Here is a 22,569-nt window from a genome sequence, read left to right on the forward strand (position 1 = left end):
ATGTCAATTTTTGGAATTGTTTCTACAAAGACCGTAGGGGTGACTATTGATGATGGCTAAGGGGTTCGGTGCCAGCCAGCCACGAATCGGCTATGCCACAGGCATGCAGGAAACGTCTCTTTACATGCCGGTGAAGCGGTTTCTTGAGAGCCTGGAATTCACCGTCAAAGGCGAAATTGGTGGCTGCGATGTCGTGGGCGTGCGTGACGGCGAGCCGCCCGTGGTCGTCATCTGCGAGTTGAAGCTGCAGTTCAACCTTGAGCTCATACTTCAAGGTGTCGATCGTGCCGCGTCATGCGACGAGGTCTGGCTCGCGGCGCGGATGTCAAGCCGAGGCAAAGGCCGCGAGCACGATCGCCGGTTCCGCGCACTCTGCCGGCGGCTTGGCTTCGGGCTTCTGGGGGTCGGCGCCGCTGGCAACGTCGAATTGCTGCTCAGCCCGGTCGCCTTGCCGCCCCGACGGGACCCGAGGCGAAGATCGCGTCTGGTGGACGAGCATCGGCGCCGGCGCGGCGACCCTGTGGTCGGTGGTGGCTCCCGTGCGCCGATAATGACCGCTTACAGACAAGATGCGCTGGCCTGCGCCGCTGCGATGACCGATGGCCCGAAGCGGCCGCGCGATCTGAAAGCCATTTCACCGCGCGCCGCCAAGATCCTGCTTGACAACGTCTATGGATGGTTCGCCCGGGCCGAGCGTGGCGTCTATGCGCTTACAGAGGCTGGCTATGCAGCCTTACAGCGCTGGCCGCAGCACGCGGGTTGAGCGCGACGATATCCAGCTTGCAGGGGCCGTTTCGTTCCGAAAATTCTCAAAATTTCTATCAAGGGGTGCGGGTATGTGATTTGTAGCTAATATACCCGTCGAGTAGGCAGGGCACCGCGGGGCGCTAAGAAAATAAGAAAAAGGAATTTGAATGGCTACTCTGCACTACACATCGGGTGGGTCCGCTGCGGAAATCGCAACCGCCGGATTCAACCTGGCTGACGTTCAATACGCCAGCCAGCTCGACGAATTGCCGGAGGGCACGAAGGCCCTGGTCTATCTTGGCGAGGCCGACGGGGTAACTTCATCGTTCATCGACAAAGTCACGCCCTTCCTTGGCAATCCGAAGGTGTTTGGGTTCTACCTTGTTGACGAGCCGGATCCCACCGGCAGGTGGGGCACCTATGCGACCGCTGAAGACCTGAAGGCGGAATCCGACTGGATCCACGACAATTTCCCAGGCGCCAAGACCTTCATCACCATGATGAACATGGGATCCCCGGAGAATCCAGACTTCTCCAATACCTACAATCCAGCCAACACCGGTATCGATTATTTCGGATTGGACCCCTATCCGGTGCGCACGGGAACGGACACGGTCGACTATGACATGATCGACAGATCCGTGGCTGCCGCGGTTGAATCGGGCATCCCGACCAGCAGCATCGTTCCGGTCTATCAGGCCTTTGGCGGCGGCAATTGGGAGACTTCCGACGGCGGAAGACATGTCATGCCCACCGCCGAACAGCTGGAAACCATGATCGATCACTGGGGCGATCTGGTTCCGTCACCCGCCTTCGACTATACCTACAAGTGGGGAACGCAGAACGGCGACACCGCGCTTGAAAGCTCCTCGGCACTGCAAGCCGTATTCCGCGAGCACAACACCAGCGACACCGGGACCGCCACTGCCGACGCGTCCGATGACGGCTCTACCTCGACTGTCCCTGCCGACTCTAGCGACAGCAGCTCTACTGGGCACGCCGCTCCCGACGATGGCAGTTCCACTGCGACTGCTCCCTCCCAACCGACGGTCAGTGGCAGTTCTAGTGGGACCGCTTCCCACCACACGACCAGCCATGGCGGTTTTCATGCCCATGGCGATCATGCCCGCGACAGCGTGAGCGAGGGCAGCAGCGTCGACCGGTTGTTGGCTGCGATGAACCAAGCCTTTTCGGGCGGTTCGGAAAATGGGCCTCACGCCAACAAAACGGCCGGCAATTGGTTCACCCACGCCGTCGAGGGCAATGAAAATGTCGACGCCCATGCCAGCAAGGGCGGCGGCGCCGAGGGCATGTTCGGCCGCAGAGGCAGCGACTCCTTCGACTTCAGCTGGCTCCAGGAAAAGCTCCACGACAAGCTGCAGGACAAGCCCCACTTCGACCACGACTTCTTCGCTGGCCTCAAGTCGGGAGGGGGGTCATCCGACGCTCTGTCTGCCGGTACGGCTGCGCATGATCGTTCCGACCTTGTCAGCTACGACAGTTCAACGGGGTCGCTCTGGTCAGACCGCGACGGGACGGGGGACGCAGCTCAAACGCAGCTCGCCAGCCATTTCCCATGGCAGCATCATTCGCTGTGACCTGAATGAGCTATCGGCAGGAAATTAGATCAGGCCCGGCCTTTGTTCGAAGAACATTGGCCGGGCCGCTGCTGCTTGCCGCGCAGCTTTTTTTTGTCGACCATGATTCCCTCTCCGCCATCTTGCATCCATGTCGCATGGACCTGCGGATAGTGGCAGCATGCTGTTTGAAGTCAAATCCGCGCGCCCAAGTCCGTAGTCAGGGATCAATCCAACTTGCAGCGCGCGCGATCTCAATGATGGCCATGATTACCGTAGCAATGGTGACGGCCAGCGCTATGCCTCGCTCGAAGTTGGCGAGGCACTTCTCGTCGCAAGTTCCTGTCCATCCCAATAAAGTTTGTTGGTCCTCGGGTTGACGCCTAAGAGGGTGATGCCTTCCAAGCTTATTGCGCGGACGCCCTCAGGCCATTCCTGGGGAGGGGCATCTTTCGTGTAGCGAAATTTTCGAATGTGATCCCAGTCGGTCATTTCCCCTCCCGTTCAATTGAAACGGAGTGTGACAGGAACCGCGGGACTCGACAAAGGCAAAAGGAAATTGGCTAAATATTGAATAGGGAAGGGAAGTTTCGAGCTAAGCGCTTGAAAATCTCTGGTACGCCCAAGGGGAATCGAACCCCTGTTACCGCCGTGAAAGGGCGGTGTCCTGACCGCTAGACGATGGGCGCGCTCAGATGTGAGCGCTTATAGTTGCGTTGCACGAAACCGGCAACCCGTCTGCCACTGCCTGCGACAACTTTTTTCAGTGGCCGCAAAACCCCGCATTTTCGGCGCTTTAGCCCAGTTCCGCGCGGCATCGCATGCCGTCCTCAGACGGCGCACTGCGGACGTTGCGTAAACGAGAGGCTACCGCCGGCGGCGGCAGCGCCAGTTCCAGTCGCGCTCGGGGCCGACGTCGATGTGAACGGATTCGGTGTGGCAGTAGGTGCCGACGCCGCCGCGCCCGGGCATGCTGCGGACATAGCTTGCCAGTTGAGCTTTCGAGACGCCTGGGACCTGAATGTCGGCGGCAGCGCAATACATGTGCAGCGAATTCTTGGCGCCGTTGGCGCGACGATTGCGGGCCGGATCACGGTAGCCGGAGGTGACGATCATCTTCTTGCCGTAGTGGCCCTCGATTGTCTTCAGCACGCGGACCAGCGAAGGCTTGAGGCAGGCAACGTCGACATTCTCGGTCTGCTTCAAAAGACCGTTGGGAGCCAGCCGGGCAAGGCCGGCAGCGGATGCCACCTGATAGGCGCCGCCTTCATCCTCGTTCAGATCGACGTCGCTCTCGTCGTCGAGGCCGGACTTGCGCTTGATCTCGAAGAGTGCGGTTTTGCGCACGCCAGGCAGCGCATCGTCGGTAAAATGGCTGGTATCGCCGAGCGAAGCCAGTTGCACCGGCTTTTCAGCCGCTTTGGCCGAGGCCAAGGTGATGGTCGGCTTTGCCGCTTCCGCCTTGGGTTCGACGGCCGCCGGTTCTCCGCTCGATCTGTTGGTGGCCTGCGGCGCAGGCGCAGCCGAGGCGGGGGTAACGCTGAACAAGGAGGCGAGAAACCCCTTCTTCTTCGGCGCATAGGCCTGCGGCTCTCCTGCGGTCGCATAGACCGGATTGTTCATCGCCGGCGCGGAGGGCTCGGCCTTGGACTTCGGCGCGGCCGTGCCGGCATCGGCCGTTTCTGTCTTCTGCGTAGCCGCATTGGCCTTCTGCTTAGCAGCGTCGGCCTGCTCAACCGTCTGCGCGGGCTGTTCCTGCGACTGCGGCGTCTGGTTTGCAGCCGTCTCGGCGCCCGCAGGCGCCGTAACAGGGAAGCCGGCATCGGACTCGGCGCCTTCCTGGGGGGCTCCCGCCTGAATTCCAGGCTTGGCCATCGGCACATAAGCGACCTGCTCGGGAAGGCTTGCGTCGCCCTCGGCGGTCATCGTCATTTGTGAAGTCGTCATCTGCGACGACGATTCAGCGGCGACCTGTTGGCTGCCGGAGGCCGAGCCGGTGTCCGCAGCCGAGGCATTGTAGCCCGGCATGCCGACGGAGAGGGATGGGTCGCCGGCCGAGGTGCAGGACGCCAGGAGCACGGAGAAAAGCGCGGCCGCAATGGCGCGGCGTTCTCCCTTCGCGAGGCGCGATCCTGCTGATTTCAAAACAAAATTCCCCCTCGATGTCCGGCCGGTAAGTCATGGCGGCGTCGAAACGTTTCGCCGAAATAAATCCTTGTCCCCGAACGGAAACGAGACCTGTGTCAAATCCGCAAGCCCCAAAGTAATTCGACGGCTAGAGAGGAATCAGGAGAGCTTGAGGGTTGACGACACCATTTCGCCCTCTTTTACCGGCGCGTCAACTCACCACACATTACAGAAGGTTACACACGCACCTTGACATAGGTGCCCGGCGCATCGCCCAGGGTTTTCATGTGCTTGCCGGGTTTGCGGGCCGGCACGCGGGTGTTGTCCTTGGCTTCGATCCAGCGTTGCCAGTGCGGCCACCAGGAGCCGGGACGGAGGGTGGCCGTGGCGAGCCACTGGTCGAAGTCGCCTACCGGCTTGCCGCCGGTCCAGTAATGATACTTCTGCGCCGCCGGCGGATTGACGACGCCGGCGATGTGGCCGGAGCCGGCCATGACGTAGTCGACCTCGCCGCCGAAATATTGCGAGCCGAGGAACACCGAAAGCGCCGGCGCGATGTGATCTTCCTTCGAGGCGAGGTTGAAGACCGGGATGGTGATGTCCTTCAGCGATACAACGCGGCCCGCCAGCTCCATCCTGCCTTGCGAAAGTCTGTTCTCGAGATAGCAATTGCGCAGGTAAAAGGAATGGTTGGCTGCGCCCATGCGGGTCGAATCGGCGTTCCAGTAGAGCAGGTCGAAGGGCAGGGGATCCTTGCCGCGCATGTAGTTGTTGACGACGTATGGCCAGATCAGGTCGCCCGAGCGCAGCATGTTGAAGGCGGTCGCCATCTTGGTGCCGTCGAGATAGCCTTTCTCGTTCATCGCCTTTTCGACGGCCGCAACCTGCTCCTCGTCGACGAACACCTTCAGGTCGCCGGCATGGGTGAAATCGACCTGCGTGGTGAAGAAGGTGGCCGATTTGATGCGGTCGTCGCCTTCCTGCGCCATCAGCGCCAGTGCCGCCGCCATAAGGGTGCCGCCGACGCAATAGCCGACGGCGTTGACGTCTCTTTCGCCGGTCGCCTTTTCGATCGTGTCCAGGCCGTATTGCAGACCTTCCCGGATATAAGCCTCCCAGCTCTTGGCGCCGTGCCGCTCGTCCGGATTGATCCAGGAGATGACGAAGACGGTGTGGCCCTGCTCGACAGCCCAGCGGATGAAGGATTTTTGCGGATTGAGATCGAGAATGTAGAATTTGTTGATCCATGGCGGGCAGATCAGCAGCGGCCGCTTGAGCACGGTCTCGGTCGCCGGATCGTATTGCAGGATCTCGGCGACATCGCTGCGGCCCACCACCTTGCCAGGCGTCGTGGCGAGATTCTTGCCGATCTCGAAGGGCGAATAATCGGCCTGCCTCAATTTCAGGTCACCCTTGCCGGCGGCGATGTCCTCGGCCAGCATCTTCATGCCGCGCACCAGGTTTTCGCCATTCGAGGCTATGGTCTCGCGAAACAGTTCCGGGTTGGTCAGGATGAAATTCGACGGCGAGATGGCGTTGGACACCTGCTTGACGTAGAAGCTGGCCTTGTGGCGGGTGTGCTCGTCCAGGCCATCGGCGTGCTCGACCAGCTCGGACGCCCAGCGCGAGGTGACGAGATAGGCCTGCTTGAGGAAATCGAAGAAAGCGTTGCGGCCCCATTCGGGGTCCTGGAAACGCTTGTCGCCACGCTCGGGCTTGACCGCGTCTTCGGCATCCTCGCCGCCGGCGCTGAGGCGCTGGATGGAGTTGGCCCAGACGGTCATATAGCCGGAGAACAGCCGCGTCTGCGCCTCCAGCGCGCGCTGCGGGTCGGAAAGCCAGTATTCGCTGAGCTTGGAGAAGGTTTTCACCATGTCGACGACCGGCTCGGCGACATGGTCGCGCACCTCGCCTTTTTCCCGCGGCTCGGCCCATGCTGAAGCCGCCTTGCCGGCCTGCTCGATCATGCGCGCCATGTTCAAGGCGAAGCGTTCCGGGTCCTTCACCAGATATTGCTCGACGGTCGAAGGCTGGTCATCTTCCGCTTTGCCCGAATCGGGTGTTTTGGACATGGTGCGCGGGGTTCCTCCCGAAGCGTTTTCTTGACATATTATCATGGGACATCCGACAGGGTCCAACGCGCTCTATGCCGGATGCTAGGGAAACAATATGACGATTAATATTGGCGATAACGTTTTTTCTTGCACTGATTTTTCCGGCGCTGGTCGTTTTTGCCGCATGGGTGCGGCAATCGTCCTGCTGGCGGTCGCCGGCTGTTCGAGCACCAACATCGAGCGCGCCACGCCTGTCGCGGCTACCGACGGGCCGAAGGACACCGGCACCTATCCGAACCTGAACATTCCGCCGCAGGTGGCGGCGCAGCAATTCACCGACGCCGAAAAGACTGCCAAGCTCGCTCAGTTGAAGGGTGACGAGCAAGCGCAGGGCTCGAAGGGCGGTGCGGTCAAGGTGACGAACCCGGCGACGCTGAACGCGCTGGCAAAGCAACATGGCGCCGATGCGCTGAAACAGATCGAAGCCAAATGCGATCCCGCCCTCGACCCTACCTGCAAATAGGGTTATATCGCGCGACCGAAAACCACCGTCTGGAATTGATCCACCTCTGGAATTGACCCACCTCTGGAATTGATATGGAAGAATTTCACAAGGTCCGCCGGCTTCCGCCCTATGTCTTCGAGCAGGTCAACCGGCTGAAGGCCAGTGCCCGTTCGCGCGGCGCCGACATCATCGACCTTGGCATGGGCAATCCGGACCTGCCGACTCCCAAGGCCATCGTCGACAAATTGTGCGAGGTCGTGCGCGATCCGCGCACGCATCGCTATTCGTCGTCGCGCGGCATTCCGGGCCTGCGCCGTGCTCAGGCCAATTACTATGCCCGCCGTTTCGGCGTGAAACTCGATCCGGATACGCAAGTGGTGGCGACGCTGGGCTCGAAGGAAGGTTTTGCCAATATGGCGCAGGCGATCACCGCGCCCGGCGACGTGATCCTGTGCCCCAATCCGACCTATCCGATCCACGCTTTCGGCTTCATCATGTCTGGTGGCGTCATCCGGTCGTTGCAGGTGGAGCCGGACGACGGCTTCATTCCGGCGCTGGAGCGCGGCATCCGCCATTCGATCCCGAAGCCGCTGGCGTTGATCCTCAATTACCCGTCGAACCCGACGGCGCAGGTCGCCTCGCTCGATTTCTACAGGGACGTGGTGGCCTTCGCCAAGAAGAACGACATCATCATCCTGTCGGACCTTGCCTATTCGGAGATCTATTTCGACGGCAATCCGCCGCCCTCGGTGCTGCAGGTGCCGGGCGCGATCGACGTGGCGGTCGAGTTCACGTCGATGTCGAAAACCTTTTCCATGCCCGGCTGGCGCATGGGTTTTGCCGTCGGCAACGAGCGGCTGATCTCGGCGCTGACCAGGGTCAAGTCCTATCTCGACTATGGTGCCTTCACGCCGATCCAGGTGGCTGCCGCGCACGCCCTCAACGGCGACGGCGCCGATATCGCCGAAGTGCGCGACATCTATCACAAGCGCCGCGACGTGATGGTCGACGCTTTCAGCCGCGCCGGCTGGACGGTTCCCGCACCCGCGGCGTCGATGTTCGCCTGGGCGCCGATCCCGGAGCCGTTCAAGCATCTCGGTTCGCTCGAATTCTCCAAGCTTCTGATCGAGCACGCCGACGTGGCGGTGGCGCCGGGCGTCGGCTTCGGTGAGCATGGCGACGATCATGTGCGCATCGCGCTGGTCGAGAACGAGCACCGGATCCGGCAGGCGGCGCGCAACATCAAGCGCTTCCTGGCTTCCAGCGCCAAGCAGCCCAACAATGTGGTGCCGCTCGCCGCGCATCGTTGAGTTGCCTGATATCACATCGACCAAATCCTTGAGGGGCGTCGCCGGACATGGCTGAAGCGTTGCGTGTTGGAATTGCCGGTCTCGGCACCGTCGGCGCGTCGGTGGCGCGCGTGCTGCGCGACAAGGCGGCGGAACTGACGCGGCAATGCGGCCGCGAGATCGTCGTTTCGGCGGTTTCGGCCCGCGACCGCAATCGCGACCGCGGTGTCGATCTCGGCGCCGCCAGGTGGTTCGACGATCCGGTAGGAATGGCGCAGACCGCCGACATCGATGTCTTCGTCGAGCTGATCGGCGGCGACGAGGGGCCGTCACGATCATCGGTGAAAGCGGCGCTCGAAGCCGGCCGCCACGTCGTCACCGCCAACAAGGCGCTGCTTGCCAAGCATGGCGTGGCGCTGGCCGAGGCCGCCGAGAAGAAGGGCGTGTTGCTCAATTACGAGGCGGCGGTAGCGGGCGGCATTCCGGTCATCAAGACGATGCGCGAGGCGATGGCCGGCAATTCGGTTACCCGTGTCTTCGGCATCCTCAACGGCACCTGCAACTATATTCTGACCCGGATGGAAGCCGAGGGCATCTCGTTCGACGCCTGCCTGAAGGATGCGCAGCGGCTGGGCTATGCCGAGGCCGATCCGACCTTCGACATCGAGGGCCACGACACCGCGCACAAGCTGTCGATCCTGACCAGCCTTGCCTTCGGCACGAGGATCGCCGCCAACGACATCTACATGGAAGGCATTTCCAACATCAGCCAGGCCGACATCCGCGCGGCCGGCGATCTCGGCTACCGGATAAAACTGCTTGGCGTCGCCCAACGCACGGAGAGCGGCATCGAACAGCGCGTGCATCCAACCATGGTGCCGACGGCCTCGGTCATCGCGCAGGTGCATGGCGTCACCAATGCGGTGGCCATAGAAACCGACATCCTTGGCGAGCTGTTGCTCTCGGGTCCCGGTGCCGGCGGCAACGCCACCGCGTCGGCGGTGGTCGGCGATATTGCCGATATCGCCAAGAGCCGGCCCGGTTTCCAGCACGGTCCGGTTTTCGGCCTGCCGGCGAAGGAGTTGCGACCTTACAAGAAGGCGCAGATGCGCAGCCACGCCGGCGGCTACTTCATCCGGCTGACCGTGCACGATCGCATCGGCGTCTTTGCGGCAATAGCCAAGCGCATGGCCGATAACGACATTTCGCTGGAATCGATCGTACAGCATGCAGCCGGGCCGGATACCGCACTGCAGAAGACGGTGATCCTCGTCACCCACGAGACGACAGAAGCCGCGGTGCGCAAGGCCGTCGACGGCATCACCAGGGACGACCATCTGACCGACAAGCCGCAGGTGATCCGCATCGAGCGGGCGGGATAGGGATTTTCTCTTTCTCCTTCAATCGATTGATATCGTTGCGCTTTCAAAAAAGAGCCGCTCAGGTCTTGCTGTTGTCATGGAGCTTTGACACAACCAGCGCGCCTCTGGCGGGAGGCAATGTACCAACGAGGATCTTCCACCGATGAACGTTGCCCAGAACATCGTCGCCGGCCTCGACCGGATACTCACCATGGAGCTGGTGCGCGTTACCGAGCGCGCCGCGGTTGCGGCCGCCCGGCTGCGCGGACGCGGCGACGAAAAGGCCGCCGACCAGGCCGCAGTCGACGCGATGCGAGAGGAGCTCAATCGCCTTGCCATCAACGGCACAGTGGTGATCGGCGAGGGCGAGCGCGACGAGGCGCCGATGCTGTATATCGGCGAAGAGGTCGGCTTGGGTAAAGGCCCGGCGGTCGATATCGCGCTCGATCCGCTCGAAGGTACGACGATCTGCGCCAAGAACCTGCCCAATGCGCTGGCCGTCATCGCGATTGCGGAGAAGGGCAGCCTGCTGTTTGCGCCCGACGTCTATATGGACAAGATCGCCGTCGGCCCGGGCTATGCGGACGGCGTCATAGATATCGACGCCTCGCCGGCCGAAAACATCGCCAGCCTGGCCAAGGCCAAAGGCGTGGCGGTGTCGGCGATCACCGCCTGCATCCTCGACCGGCCGCGCCATGGCAGGCTGATCGAGGCCGTGCGTGCCACGGGCGCTGCGATCCGGCTGATCGGCGATGGTGATGTCGCCGGCGTCATCCACACCACCGACCCAGACGAGACCGGTATCGACATCTATCTCGGCACCGGCGGCGCCCCGGAGGGCGTTCTGGCGGCGGCAGCGTTGCGCTGCACCGGCGGCCAGATGCAGGGAAGGCTGATCCTCGACACGCCGGAAAAGGTGGCACGGGCGGCGAAGATGGGTATCTCCGATCCCAAGCGTGTCTATCGCACGCAGGACATGGCGCGCGGCGACGTGCTGTTTGCGGCAACCGGCGTGACCGACGGCAACATGCTGGCCGGCGTCAAGTTCGGCCGCAATTCCATCACCACGCACACGATCGTGCTGCGCTCGTCGTCACGCACCGTGCGCGAGATCAAGGCGCGCCATCAGGATCTGGAAAAGTTCTGATTCGCCAGATTTAGCCGTCGCATATTGTGAGAGCCGTCGCATATTGTGAGAAATGACAATTTTGCAGCCGGCGCGTCATATGACGGGCGAAAACCGTATCTTCCTCGATGTCAGGCAATCGGCATCAGGTGTTTCCTGGGAACACCGGCTGACCGAGCGGCAGGACATGACTGCGCTTGCCATAGCGCAAGGCTATGGCGTGCCGGATATTGTCGCGCGCGTCCTTGCCGGGCGCGGCGTGACCGCCGAGCAGACCGAGCGGTTCCTTGATCCGACCATCCGCGACCTTCTGCCAAACCCGGCGTCGCTGACCGACATGGACAAAGCCGCTGCCCGCATCGCCGAGGCGATCGTTGCCAGGGAAAAGGTGGCGATCTTCGGCGATTACGATGTCGATGGCGCGGCCTCGTCGGCGTTGCTCAAGCGGTTTCTCACGCATTTCTCCGTGCCATCGGAGATCTACATACCGGACCGTATTTTCGAGGGGTACGGCCCCAATCCGGAAGCCATGCGCGAACTCGTCTCGCGCGGCGCGACGCTGATCGTTACCGTCGACTGCGGCACCAACAGCGCCGTTTCCATCGACGCGGCGAAGGCTGCCGGCGCCGATGTCGTTGTGCTCGACCATCACCAGCTCGGCGGTCCGTTGCCGGCGGCGGCAGCGGTCGTCAATCCGAATCGCGAGGACGACCTTTCGGGGCAGGGCCATCTTTGTGCCGCCGGCGTCGTCTTCCTGGCTCTGGTGCAGACGGCGAAGGTGCTGCGCGGCCGCTTGCCGGATGCAACCCCGCCGGACCTGCTTGGCTTGCTCGACCTCGTGGCGCTGGCGACCGTCTGCGACGTGGTGCCGCTGATCGGCGTCAATCGCGCCTTCGTGGTCAAAGGGTTGCAGATGGCACGCCAGCAGAGGAACGAAGGGCTGGCGGCGCTGGCGCGGGTCTCGCGCATCGGCGAGCCGGTCAGCAGCTTCCATCTGGCCTATCTGATCGGCCCGCGCATCAATGCCGGCGGGCGCATCGGCGACGCAGCGCTTGGCAGCCGGCTGCTCGCCACCGACGATCCTGTCGAGGCCCGCACCATTGCCGAGACGCTGGACCGGCTCAATCAGGAGCGGCAGCAGATGGAGCTGGAAATGCTGGCCGCTGCACGGGTCGAGGCCGATGCCGAGCTTGCCGGCGGCAATGGACCCGCCATCGTCGTTACCGCCAGCTCCAATTGGCATCCGGGCATCGTCGGTCTGCTGGCCTCGCGGCTCAAAGACCACGCGCGCCGGCCAGCCTTTGCCATCGCCTTCAACGCCAATGGCATCGGCACGGGTTCAGGCCGTTCAGTGTCGGGCTTCGACCTTGGCCGGTTGGTGCGCGAGGCTGCCGATGCCGGGCTGATCGTCAAAGGCGGCGGCCATGGCATGGCGGCCGGCATTACCGTGGAGCGGGCGAACCTTGGCGCGCTGAGAGCCTTCTTCGAAGAACGAGCGGCGGCCGACGTGTTTCGGCTGCAAGGCGAAGAAAGCCTGGCGATCGACGGTGCGCTGGCCGCCGAAGGCGCGACGCTCGGCCTGCTCGATGCGCTGGAGAAAGCCGGCCCATTCGGTGCCGGGCATGTCGCGCCGGTCTTCGCGCTGCCGCGCCATCGGCTTGCCGATGCAAGGCCGGTCGGCACCAATCACATCCGCGCCGAGTTGCAGTCGGAAAGCGGCGGCCGCATCCAGGCGATCGCGTTCCGCGCCGTCGATACGGCGCTCGGTGAATTCCTGTTCAAGAACAGGGGCAAGCCGGTGCATGTCGCCGGTTCACTGTCAGGCAATCACTGGAACGGCAACCGCACGGTGCAGTTCCGCATCGTCGATGCCGCGTTGGCTTGACAATCGCTTCAGTCGGGGTCGCAGTTTAGGCCAAAACCGCCTGCAACCGGGCAAGCTCGCCGATCTGGGCCATTGTCACCTGATAGCCGATGCTGATCGCCTCGTCGGCGCGGTGGAATTCGGTCAGGCCGATATGGCTAAGCTTCGGCTGCAGCGACATGTCAGGTGGGTCGCCGGCAAGCCGCGCCCGCGAAATGCGATCCTGGATGATGTTGAAGGCCTCGATCATGACGCCGGTAATGCCGAGCCGTGTTTGGTACTGGTGCCCTGCGTCGACGACCAGTTCGCCGGCGCTGTGCTTGATGACGGCAGCGCGGCCGAACAGATCGTAATGAAGGTTCACTGCGACCACGAGCGGCTGCTCGTAGGCGCGGCAGACCGAGACCGGAACCGGATTGACCAGGGCGCCGTCGACCAGCACGCGTCCGTTGCAAGTGACCGGCTCGAACACCCCGGGCAGCGCGTAGGAGGCGCGCATGGCCGTGGTCAGTGAGCCGCTCGACAGCCATATTTCATGGCCAGTGCGGATTTCCGTAGCAATGCAGACGAAAGGCTTGGGCAAATCCTCGAAACGGATGCCGGCCATATGCTCGCGCAGCCGCGCATCGAGCTTCATGCCGCCGAACAGGCCGCTGCCACGCAGATTGAGATCGAGAAGACCGAAAATGCGCCGCTTGGTCAGGCTTCTGGCGAATTCTTCCAGCTCATCCAGCTTGCCGGCAAGGTAGCAGCCGCCGACCAGCGCGCCGATCGAGGTGCCGGCGATCATCGATACTTCGATACCGGCTTCATCGAGCGCCCGCAGCACGCCGATATGGGCCCAGCCGCGCGCGCAGCCGCCGCCCAATGCCAGCGAAATGCCCGTTTTCTTGGCGGGCTTCGTTTCGGATGCGCCGGCGGACGATGACAGGCCATTGGCCTCTCGAACGTCCAGCCTGTTGCGCGATGACGCCCATTCGAGCATCACAATCTCCCTTGTCCGTCGGCCAACATACAGGCTGGCCGTATCGAAATCATGAATATACGTGGTTGCAGTTCGGCGAATGGTTCATTTGGATGGTTCATGGGGCTTTCGATACATTTCTTTCGCATCGAACAGCGGCTTGCTCCCGTCGCTGGCAAGCGTCCCCTTGCCGTCGATCAGTCCCACCGTCCGATAGAAGCAGGAACGTCGGCCGGTGTGGCAAGTTGCGTCGTGGCCCATCACTTTGACGCGCAACCATATGGCGTCCTGGTCACAATCCGTGAGCGTCTCGACGACTTTCTGGACGTTCCCGGACGTTTCGCCCTTCTTCCACAGAGCGCTGCGCGAGCGCGACCAGTAGTGGGCGATGCCGGTTTCAAGCGTCAGCGCCAGTGCTTCGGCGTTCATGTGCGCGACCATCAGCAGCATGCCGTCCTCGGCATCCGTGACGACGGCGGTGACGAGCCCATTGGAATCGAAGCGCGGCGAAAAGACCGTGCCTTCTTCCAATGCCTTCTTGTCTGATGGAGCTTTCGGAAATTCCACTGCCGACATCGCCGGTCCTTATTCAGAGCCTCGTCCATTCAGACTGAATCGGAATGGACGAGGCTCTGCTTCTTGTTTGGCCATGATCTTATCCGAGAACCGGTTCCCACTTCTCGGGATCATAGCTAGCGACCGGCGAGGATCGTTTAGCCCCTGCCGCCGCGCACCATGGTGACGAAACGGACCTGTTCCTCCGGCGTGTCCTTGAAGACGCCGGTGAAGGTCGAGGTCAGCGTGGTGGAGCCCTCTTTGCGGATGCCGCGCATGGCCATGCACATATGCTCGGCTTCGAGCATGACGGCGACGCCGCGCGGAGCGAGCACATCCTGGATGACGCCTGCGATCTGGGCGGTCATGGCCTCCTGGGTCTGCAGGCGCTGGGCAAAGATATCGACGACGCGCGCGATCTTGGACAGGCCGACAACCTTGCCGTCCGGCAAATAGCCGACATGCGCCTTGCCGATGATCGGCACCATGTGGTGCTCGCAATGCGAATGGAATGTTATGTCCTTGACAAGAACAAGGTCGTCATAGCCGGCGACTTCCTCGAATGTGCGGCCGAGTTCCTCGGCCGGGCACTTGTCGTAGCCGCCGAACATTTCGCGATAGGCCTTCACCACACGCTTTGGCGTATCGACCAGGCCCTCCCGGTCCGGATTGTCGCCGGCCCAACGCAACAGCGTGCGAACCGCCGCCTCGGCTTCGGCTTCGGTCGGCCGATCGGTGACCGGCTTTTCCAGATAGGCGGACGGGGGCATGAATTTCTTGATGACGGCATCCATAAAGGCGTCTCCCGTAGTTCCCCTCTCAGGAGGAACGAGTTGAACGGACCACGACCTTTCGGGTGTTAGAAACGTGCCCTGTTTCCAGCCCGTAAGCGGCGTGAACTGATTGAGCAAGGACGAGGCCGTTTGGTTACCTTGTCCATACCCGACTACCAGCATTATATATGATCGTACCGAGCGAAAGGAAGACCGTCAGCGGCAATCGCTGTTCGCTCGGCGGCGACGGATTGGAAAAATATGATCGACGACGTCTACAATGCGAAAATTCTGGGATTTGCCGGGAATATCGCGCGGATCGGCCGGCTCGACCGTCCCGATGCAACCGCGCGCGCGCATTCCAAGCTGTGCGGCTCGACGGTGACCGTCGATCTGAAGATGGATGACGGCGTCGTCACCGATTTCGCCCATGACGTTAAAGCCTGCGCGCTTGGCCAGGCGTCGTCCTCGATCATGGCGCAGCACGTCATCGGCGCCAGCGCGGATGAATTGCGCAGCGTTCGCGAGACGATGCTGAAAATGCTGAAGGAAAACGGCGCGCCGCCGGAAGGTCGCTTTGCCGATCTCAGATATCTCGAACCGGTGCGCGACTATAAGGCGCGCCATGCCTCGACCATGCTGACTTTCGATGCGGTGGTCGACGCGATCGGCCAGATCGAAAAGAAGCGCGCCGAACAGGCGGCTTAAACCTCTGCAAGAAAACGCTGGTTTTCGGCGAATTCCGCCCGGATCCAGTCGGCAAAAGCCCTGGCCGGCTCGGAAAGGTCGTTCAGACTTCTGGCCACCAGCCAATAGGCACCGGATGCGACGTCGATGTCGAAAGGCTTGATCAGCGCGCCGGACGCAAGTTCTTCGCCGATCTGCAAGAGATCGCCCAGCGCGACACCATGTCCGAGCAAGGCTGCCTGCTTCGAAAGCGAAGCATCCGCCAGCATCGGGCCACGCGCAGGCACCGCTTCAGCGGTCACGCCGGCCGCTTCGAACCAGCGCGCCCAGCCCTGACGGCTTTCTTCGTGCAGCAATGTATAGCGACCAAGGTCGATCGGCTTTTCCAAAGCGGGGCCGGATGCAAGAAGCGCCGGCGACAGAACTGGTGAATCGACGACCGAAGCAAGCTGTTCGGCCTCACTGCGTGGCCATGAGGTGGCGTGCGCGCTGAAGCGTAAGGCAAGTTCGGGCTGATCGCTGCGGAACTCTATTAATCTCGGGTCGACCTCCAGGGAAACGTCGATATCGGGTCGCAACTCGCGGAATCGGTTGAGCCGCGGCACCAGCCATACGGATGCAAGCGACGGCTCGACGCTGACACGAACCACGGACTGCGCCGGGGAGGCGGCCAACTCCGAAAGCAGTCGGTCGATATCGTCGAAGCTCCTGACGAGCTGGCCAAGCAGCTGCCGGCCCGCATCGGTCAGTTCGACGCTACGATGGTGGCGTAAGAACAGGGGTTGGCGCAGGAAAGTTTCGAGCTCGCGTATCTGGCGGCTGATCGCCGCCTGCGAAACATAGAGCTCTTCGGCCGCGCGGCTGAAGCTCAGGTGGCGGCCAGCCGCCTCGAAGCTTCTGAGGGCCGTCAGAGGGAGGCGTCCGCGCTTCATTCGCATAATCTCAAGTTATCCAACTAGGAAATTATACTCGTTTGAGGACGAAGGCCAGCAGCGGTCTAATCGGCGTCGAAGGAGATCAGCCGTGAACGATTTACTGGATATTTTCGGCGACGTGGTGCGGATCGTGACGTTTCAATATCAATCGCCAAGACATCAATTGCCAAGACCGGCGCGCACCGAATTCGATGGAAATCGGCGATCCGAACCGGGTTCGCCTCAGACGATTCACCCGATCGGCCGCGCGACCCCGCGCGGCCGTTGAAATGCCAATCGGAAGCGTCTGGAAAATCGAAGAAAACATTGCTTTCCCCGGTCAACGTCCACATCTATCGACAGCAGGAAGAAAACACCGGGATTGCTATGAGCGACGAGCACCGACATGCGCATGCCGCGTTGGCGGCGCCGCGCGGGCGCAACTGGTCCGGTCCGTGGCGCAAGACGCCGGGCCGAATCCTCGGCACGTCGCTCGTGCGCTTTTACCAGCTGACGCTGTCCGGCTTTGTCGGCAATTCCTGCCGGCATCTGCCGACCTGTTCCGAATACGCGCACGAAGCGATCGCCCGCCACGGCCTGTGGGCCGGCGGCTGGATGGGGCTTTTCCGCGTGCTGCGCTGTGGGCCCTTCGGCACGCATGGCATCGACCGTGTGCCGGAGGTGCTGGAAGACCGCTACCTATGGTTCACGCCTTGGCGGTACTGGCGGATCGGAAAAAAGCGCAGTGCCCCGGAAAGCTGATGCGGTTAGGGGCGCAAGCAATCGGGCAGATCTTTACGATTTGCTAAGCTTAACCGCATCTTGCGCATTTAAGACAAAATCGAGACAAGACACCTCGCTAAGCCGCTCCTGACAGCCCTCAGGAGAGTTTGCCAAATGCGTGAGATAGACCGCCGTCCATTCGTCTTCGCCGTGGTTCTCTACCTTCTGGCCTGGTTTTTTGGTTTTCCGATCCGCGCTCAATCTGCGCCGCTGAGGGACGTCGAATGCACGCTGATCCTGGATGCTGCAAGCGGCGAGACGCTGTATCAGCAAGGGGTTTGCGACCAGCGCTTCAGTCCCGCTTCGACGTTCAAGGTCCCATTGGCCCTGATCGGCTACGACGCGGGAATCCTGAGCGACGAGCACAGGCCGAGTTGGGACTACAAGCCTGAGTTCAAGGCGGTGAAGCGGGACCAGAAAACCGTCGACCCGACGATCTGGGAAAGGGATTCGGTCCTGTGGTTTTCGCGAGAAATCACCCGCCGGCTCGGCAGCGAGGGCTTCGCCGGCTACGTGTCGAAGCTCGACTATGGCAACTCGGATGTTTCCGGCACTGCCGGTAAGAATGATAGCCTCACTCGGTCCTGGGTGAACTCTTCCCTCAAAATATCGCCCCTGGAACAGGTCGATTTCCTGCGCCGGCTGCTCGACCGCAAACTGCCGGTTTCGGACAAGGCTTACGCCATGACCGAAGCGATCTTGCCGACCTTCCAGGCCGGTGGCTGGACCGTGCAGGGAAAGACCGGGACCACCAGGCTTGGCAACGACGCCGACAAGGTCAAACGCTCGCTTGGCTGGTTTGTCGGCTGGGCGCAAAGAGATGGTCGCAAGATCGTCTTTGCCCGCCTGGTGGTCGATACGAAACGATCCGACACGCCCAAGGGCCTCAAGACGCGGGCGGTATTCCTGAAAGAACTGCCGAATCTCATCAAACAAGAGTAAGCGATCGCCCATTCGCCTTTACGGCACGGGAATCTGCCCATAAAAGACTGCCGCCGGACGCATCCGGTGGTCCTAAAACCGCTGCGCACTTTTGGGCGACATGCATTTCACCACCCGCGCTCGTTTGCGGGACTGGATAGGAGAACTCTATGCTGAATTCCGTTTCCCTGACATTTCCCGATGGCTCCGTCCGCGACTATGAAGCGGCGATGACCGGCGCCGGCCTGGCGGAATCGATCTCGAAGTCGCTGGCCAAGAAGGCCGTGGCCTACTCGATCGATGGCGTGGTGCGCGATCTTTCCGATCCGCTCGGCAAGTCCGGCAAGGTCGAGATCATCACCCGCGATGATCCACGCGCCCTTGAGCTCATCCGCCATGACGCAGCGCACGTGCTGGCCGAGGCCGTGCAAGAATTGTGGCCGGGTACGCAGGTGACCATCGGCCCGGTGATCGAGAATGGGTTCTACTACGACTTTGCCCGCAACGAGCCGTTCACGCCCGACGATTTTCCGGTGATCGAGAAGAAGATGCGCGAGATCATCGCGCGCAACAAGCCGTTCACCAAAGAGGTCTGGTCGCGCGAAAAGGCGAAAAAAGTGTTTGCCGACAAGGGCGAGCGCTACAAGCTCGAGTTGATCGACGCTATCCCGGAGGATCAGGATCTCAAGATCTATGCGCAGGGTGACTGGTTCGATCTCTGCCGTGGTCCGCACATGGCCTCGACCGGGCAGATCGGCAACGCTTTCAAGTTGATGAAGGTGGCCGGCGCCTATTGGCGCGGCGATTCGAACAACCCGATGCTGACGCGCATCTATGGGACGGCCTGGGCAGACCAGGCACAGCTTGAAGCCTATCAGACGATGCTGGAGGAAGCCGAAAAGCGCGATCACCGGAAACTCGGCCGCGAGATGGACCTGTTTCATTTTCAGGAAGAGGGGCCGGGCGTCGTCTTCTGGCATGCCAAGGGCTGGAGGATGTTCCAGAACCTGGTCAACTACATGCGCCGCCGTCTTGACGAGCAAGGCTATCAGGAGGTCAACGCGCCGCAAGTGCTCGACAAGAGCCTGTGGGAGACGTCGGGCCACTGGGGCTGGTACCGGGACAATATGTTCAAGGTGACGGTTGCTGGCGACGACACCGACGACGACCGGGTCTTTGCGCTGAAGCCGATGAACTGCCCCGGCCACGTCCAGATATTCAAGCACGGGCTGAAGTCCTACCGCGATCTGCCGGTAAAGCTTGCGGAATTCGGCAATGTGCATCGCTACGAGCCATCCGGCGCGCTGCACGGGCTGATGCGCGTGCGCGGCTTTACCCAAGACGATGCCCACATCTTCTGCACCGAGGAACAGCTCGCCGACGAATGCATCAAGATCAACGACCTGATCCTGTCGACCTATGCCGATTTCGGCTTCGACGAAATCACCGTCAAGCTGGCGACCCGCCCCGAAAAACGGGTCGGCACCGACGCGATGTGGGATCATGCCGAGGGCGTGCTGCAGGACGTGCTCGACAAGATCGCAGCGCGGTCGGGCAACCGGATCAAAACGGGCGTCAATCCGGGCGAGGGCACGTTCTACGGGCCGAAGTTCGAATATGTGCTGAAGGACGCGATCGGCCGCGACTGGCAATGCGGTACCACGCAGGTCGATTTCAACCTGCCGGAGCGTTTTGGCGCCTTCTACATCGGCTCCGATTCGGAAAAGAAGCAGCCTGTCATGGTGCATCGCGCCATCTGCGGTTCGATGGAGCGGTTCCTCGGTATCCTTATCGAGAATTATTCGGGCCATTTCCCGCTGTGGTTCGCACCGCTGCAAGTGGTGGTGGCGACGATCACCTCCGATGCCGACGATTACGCCCAAAAGGTCGTGGCGCAGTTGAAGGCGGCGGGGCTGCTGGCGGAAGCCGATCTTCGCAACGAGAAGATCAACTACAAGGTCCGCGAGCACAGCCTGGCCAAGGTTCCGGTCATCCTCGTCTGCGGCAAGCGCGAGGCGGAGGAAGAGACGGTCAACATCCGCCGGCTCGGCTCGCGCGACCAGGAATCGCTTGGCCTTGGCCAAGCGTTGGCAATGCTTACCGAAGAGGCGGTGACGCCCGACCGCAGGCGCAAGCAAGCGGCCTGAGTTTCAGCCAGATCGTCGACGAATGGCGGTGGAGCGATTCACCGCCGTTTTCACATGCCCCACCGTTTTCATATGCCCACTGTTTTCATATGCTTGTCACGCCAGCCTTGTAACGAGCCTTCATGCTTAAGCTGAAGATGCGCGAAAGACCGTTCCCCGAACTTTCCTACGCCAGTCCGCATCAACCGGCATTGACGCGCTGGTTCATCCATTCCATCGAAGGCCTGTCCGGCCGCGATCGTTTCGCGGCACTCTATGATTTCTGGCGCCGCCATGTGGTGCCGGCCGGCGAGCGCGTGTTCAGCCGCATGCTGGAGTTGATCGACGTCAAAGTGCGGACCGCCGGCCAATGGCCGCCGGCAAGGCTGCCCGACACGCCGCTGGTGATCGTCGCCAATCATCCATTCGGCATCGGCGACGGTATTGCGGTGCTCTCGCTGGCCGAGCAGCTTCAGCGCCCGTTCCGCGTCATGATCCACAAGGATCTACTCAAGATCCGCGAGATGGAGCCCTATTCGCTGCCGATCGACTTTTCCGAGACCAAAGACGCGCTGAAGAACAATATGGCGGTGCGCCATGAGGCGGTGCGGCTGCTGAAAGAGGGCGTCATCATCGTCGTCTTCCCGGCGGGCGGCGTTGCCACCGCGCCGAAAGGTTTTGGCCGGGCGCGCGATCTGCCGTGGAAGATGTTCCCGGCCCGTCTCGTCCAGGATGCCAAGGCATCGGTCATTCCGATGCACTTTTCCGGTCAGAACGGCCGGCTGTTCCACTTGGTTAGCGGACCGATGAACATGGCCGAGCGTGACGGACGCGTGGCGAAGTTCGTCGGCAAGGCTTCGCTGACGCTGCGCATCTCACTGCTCATCCATGAGTTCGCGCGGCTGTCCGGAAAATCGATCGAGGTGCGTGTCGGCGACGTGCTGGAATGGGACGAACTGGAGCCGCTGCGCGACCGCAAGGCCTTGCTCGACCGCCTCCATCGTGGCGTTTTCGATCTGGCGCCCGCCGAACCGCGCGGCCGTGGCCAAATCCTGCCGCGACGGATGCGCAAGGCGGCCTGATCAGCCAAATCATACGCTGCCGGACGCTAAACCCGCACGGCAGTTTCGGATGGTTTAGTCGGCGCCTTCTTGGGGATCGATCGCCGAGGCCTCGGTGGCGAGGACCTCGATTTCTTTGTTCTGCCCGGCCACGACCGTCAAATCCTGCTGGTAGATGCGGTCGCGGTTCTTGGCGATGATGGTGTAGTCGCCCTCGGCCAGCACCATCGAGGCAAAGGCGCCGACGGTTTCCTTGATGGGATCGCCGGATTCGTTGAGCAACGACCAGGACGTGTCGGCAATCGCCTCTCCGCCCGGCTCGCGCACCAGCTTCATAGTCATCTCCGCCGCATGATGCTCGACCGCCGCTTCGGTCAGCTTGCCGGCCTCGACGCGGATGTCGGAGCGGATGACGGCATTAACCGAGCCGTAGGTCGAGACGACGTGGTAGACGCCCGCGTTCAGCCGCACGACGCTGTTCGGCTCGACGTCGGGTATGATCAGGGCCCGATCGTGATTGGCTTCGGCTTGGCCCTCATAGATCGAAAAGCGCAGTTTCTTCGGCGGTATGCGTACGCCGCCCGACAGCACGGCATCGAGCTTCAGGCCGCCGGCATCGAGCACGAGGCTTTCGCGCTTGGCGTCCTTGCCGACGGTAATGCGCTTGGTTGCGCCGGCTCGGCCGTAGGAGGCATGGACCAGATAGCTGCCGGGCTCGAGCTGAAACACCGCGCTGCCGCCGTGGGCGGAAGCGACCATCGGCAGCTTGCCGTCGCCGGTCGGTTCAGGCTTGAAGACGCGCCAGACGATGCCGCGCGTGATATCGGACCCCTTGTCCGTCAATTGCGCAGACAGGGTGATCGCCCCGCTGCTCCCCAGTGCCAGCGATTTCTCGTTGCTCGGAGACGCATAGCTCGAAATTCCGGGAAGCTTTAGGTCGCTAAGGCCGTCCACATCCTGCGCGACGGCGGACGAAACCGGCACCATGAACAGTGCGGTGCCAAGCCAGATTGGGAAAAGGCGCAGGAACCCCTCAAACATGCCTTGCTTTGAAGCCCAAGGCGGTGGCAATTTCAAGGCTTAAGAGTCCGGACCAAGTCTGTTTCGAGCTCTACCGTCCGGCGCGCCGCGCCAA

General features: G+C 61.9%; 20 protein-coding genes and 1 tRNA gene. 13 read left to right on the forward strand and 8 right to left on the reverse strand.

From position 1 onward, the window contains the following. The first annotated feature begins 103 nt into the window (after nt 1–103). On the forward strand, nt 104–763 hold the full coding sequence (locus ABID19_RS14865; protein ID WP_354491639.1) for a DUF2161 domain-containing phosphodiesterase: 660 nt from the start codon (nt 104–106) through the stop codon (nt 761–763). 151 nt (nt 764–914) lie between these two features. After that, nucleotides 915–2,345 (forward strand): RodZ family helix-turn-helix domain-containing protein, encoded by a 1,431-nt coding sequence (locus ABID19_RS14870; protein ID WP_354491539.1) that lies wholly within the window; start codon nt 915–917, stop codon nt 2,343–2,345. 593 nt (nt 2,346–2,938) lie between these two features. Here the strand turns inward: ABID19_RS14870 and ABID19_RS14875 are convergent. The 3 genes from ABID19_RS14875 to ABID19_RS14885 all read right to left on the reverse strand — a co-directional run bounded on the left by ABID19_RS14875 (nt 2,939) and on the right by ABID19_RS14885 (nt 6,523). Next, a tRNA-Glu gene (locus tag ABID19_RS14875) sits at nt 2,939–3,013 on the reverse strand. A 178-nt stretch (nt 3,014–3,191) separates the two neighbouring features. Further along, nucleotides 3,192–4,352 (reverse strand): D-Ala-D-Ala carboxypeptidase family metallohydrolase, encoded by a 1,161-nt coding sequence (locus ABID19_RS14880; protein WP_354491641.1) that lies wholly within the window; start codon nt 4,350–4,352, stop codon nt 3,192–3,194. 335 nt (nt 4,353–4,687) lie between these two features. Next, nucleotides 4,688–6,523 (reverse strand): PHA/PHB synthase family protein, encoded by a 1,836-nt coding sequence (locus ABID19_RS14885; RefSeq protein WP_354491541.1) that lies wholly within the window; start codon nt 6,521–6,523, stop codon nt 4,688–4,690. Between the two features lie 97 nt (nt 6,524–6,620). On the opposite strand from ABID19_RS14885, the gene ABID19_RS14890 reads away from it, so the two are divergent. From ABID19_RS14890 to recJ, 5 genes are all read left to right on the forward strand, one after another. Then, nucleotides 6,621–7,028 carry a hypothetical protein gene (locus ABID19_RS14890; RefSeq protein ID WP_354491543.1) on the forward strand — a complete coding sequence of 136 codons (408 nt, stop codon included), beginning with the start codon at nt 6,621–6,623 and terminating at the stop codon, nt 7,026–7,028. Between the two features lie 74 nt (nt 7,029–7,102). After that, nucleotides 7,103–8,320 (forward strand): LL-diaminopimelate aminotransferase, encoded by a 1,218-nt coding sequence (locus ABID19_RS14895; RefSeq protein WP_354491545.1) that lies wholly within the window; start codon nt 7,103–7,105, stop codon nt 8,318–8,320. A 47-nt stretch (nt 8,321–8,367) separates the two neighbouring features. Next, the gene (locus tag ABID19_RS14900) at nt 8,368–9,681 is read left to right on the forward strand and encodes a homoserine dehydrogenase (protein WP_352939224.1); all 1,314 of its coding nucleotides are present in this window, start codon (nt 8,368–8,370) and stop codon (nt 9,679–9,681) included. A 142-nt stretch (nt 9,682–9,823) separates the two neighbouring features. Continuing rightward, a complete protein-coding gene (gene glpX / locus ABID19_RS14905; protein WP_354491547.1) occupies nt 9,824–10,807 on the forward strand; it encodes a class II fructose-bisphosphatase in 984 nt (327 codons plus the stop codon). A 79-nt stretch (nt 10,808–10,886) separates the two neighbouring features. Next, nucleotides 10,887–12,671, forward strand: a complete 1,785-nt coding sequence (gene recJ, locus ABID19_RS14910) for a single-stranded-DNA-specific exonuclease RecJ (RefSeq protein ID WP_354491549.1) — start codon at nt 10,887–10,889, stop codon at nt 12,669–12,671. A gap of 25 nt (nt 12,672–12,696) precedes the next feature. Here the strand turns inward: recJ and ABID19_RS14915 are convergent, their stop codons facing one another. The 3 genes from ABID19_RS14915 to folE all read right to left on the reverse strand — a co-directional run bounded on the left by ABID19_RS14915 (nt 12,697) and on the right by folE (nt 14,963). After that, nucleotides 12,697–13,635: a patatin family protein gene (locus ABID19_RS14915; protein WP_354491551.1), complete on the reverse strand. Its 939-nt coding sequence runs from the start codon at nt 13,633–13,635 to the stop codon at nt 12,697–12,699. An 84-nt stretch (nt 13,636–13,719) separates the two neighbouring features. Beyond that, nucleotides 13,720–14,190, reverse strand: coding sequence for a phosphoribosyl-AMP cyclohydrolase (gene hisI, locus ABID19_RS14920; RefSeq protein ID WP_354491553.1), 471 nt, complete (start codon nt 14,188–14,190; stop codon nt 13,720–13,722). A gap of 137 nt (nt 14,191–14,327) precedes the next feature. Beyond that, a complete protein-coding gene (gene folE, locus ABID19_RS14925) occupies nt 14,328–14,963 on the reverse strand; it encodes a GTP cyclohydrolase I FolE (RefSeq protein ID WP_352939238.1) in 636 nt (211 codons plus the stop codon). Nucleotides 14,964–15,203: 240 nt separating this feature from the next. Between folE and ABID19_RS14930 the strand changes: the two genes are divergently transcribed. After that, complete coding sequence (locus ABID19_RS14930; RefSeq protein WP_354491555.1) at nt 15,204–15,650, forward strand: iron-sulfur cluster assembly scaffold protein; 447 nt, start codon at nt 15,204–15,206, stop codon at nt 15,648–15,650. On the opposite strand, the gene ABID19_RS14935 is transcribed toward ABID19_RS14930, so the two are convergent. Further along, entirely contained in the window at nt 15,647–16,561 is a 915-nt protein-coding gene (locus ABID19_RS14935) for a LysR substrate-binding domain-containing protein (protein WP_354491557.1), read from the reverse strand. The genes ABID19_RS14930 and ABID19_RS14935 overlap by 4 nt on opposite strands. Nucleotides 16,562–16,652: 91 nt before the next feature. Here ABID19_RS14935 and ABID19_RS14940 point away from each other — a divergent pair, with 91 nt between their 5' ends. The 5 genes from ABID19_RS14940 to ABID19_RS14960 all read left to right on the forward strand — a co-directional run bounded on the left by ABID19_RS14940 (nt 16,653) and on the right by ABID19_RS14960 (nt 21,455). Next, the gene (locus ABID19_RS14940) at nt 16,653–16,832 is read left to right on the forward strand and encodes a hypothetical protein (RefSeq protein ID WP_354491559.1); all 180 of its coding nucleotides are present in this window, start codon (nt 16,653–16,655) and stop codon (nt 16,830–16,832) included. 98 nt (nt 16,833–16,930) lie between these two features. After that, nucleotides 16,931–17,305: a membrane protein insertion efficiency factor YidD gene (gene yidD / locus ABID19_RS14945; RefSeq protein WP_354491643.1), complete on the forward strand. Its 375-nt coding sequence runs from the start codon at nt 16,931–16,933 to the stop codon at nt 17,303–17,305. Nucleotides 17,306–17,440: 135 nt separating this feature from the next. Then, on the forward strand, nt 17,441–18,268 hold the full coding sequence (gene blaOXA, locus ABID19_RS14950) for a class D beta-lactamase (protein ID WP_354491561.1): 828 nt from the start codon (nt 17,441–17,443) through the stop codon (nt 18,266–18,268). Nucleotides 18,269–18,417: 149 nt separating this feature from the next. Beyond that, nucleotides 18,418–20,394 (forward strand): threonine--tRNA ligase, encoded by a 1,977-nt coding sequence (gene thrS / locus ABID19_RS14955; protein WP_354491563.1) that lies wholly within the window; start codon nt 18,418–18,420, stop codon nt 20,392–20,394. Between the two features lie 122 nt (nt 20,395–20,516). Further along, a complete protein-coding gene (locus tag ABID19_RS14960; RefSeq protein ID WP_354491565.1) occupies nt 20,517–21,455 on the forward strand; it encodes a lysophospholipid acyltransferase family protein in 939 nt (312 codons plus the stop codon). 54 nt (nt 21,456–21,509) lie between these two features. Here the strand turns inward: ABID19_RS14960 and ABID19_RS14965 are convergent, their stop codons facing one another. Then, on the reverse strand, nt 21,510–22,475 hold the full coding sequence (locus ABID19_RS14965; protein WP_354491567.1) for a hypothetical protein: 966 nt from the start codon (nt 22,473–22,475) through the stop codon (nt 21,510–21,512). Between the last annotated feature and the right edge of the window lie 94 nt (nt 22,476–22,569).

Source organism: Mesorhizobium robiniae (assembly GCF_040545535.1).
GTDB classification, from domain to species: domain Bacteria; phylum Pseudomonadota; class Alphaproteobacteria; order Rhizobiales; family Rhizobiaceae; genus Mesorhizobium; species Mesorhizobium robiniae.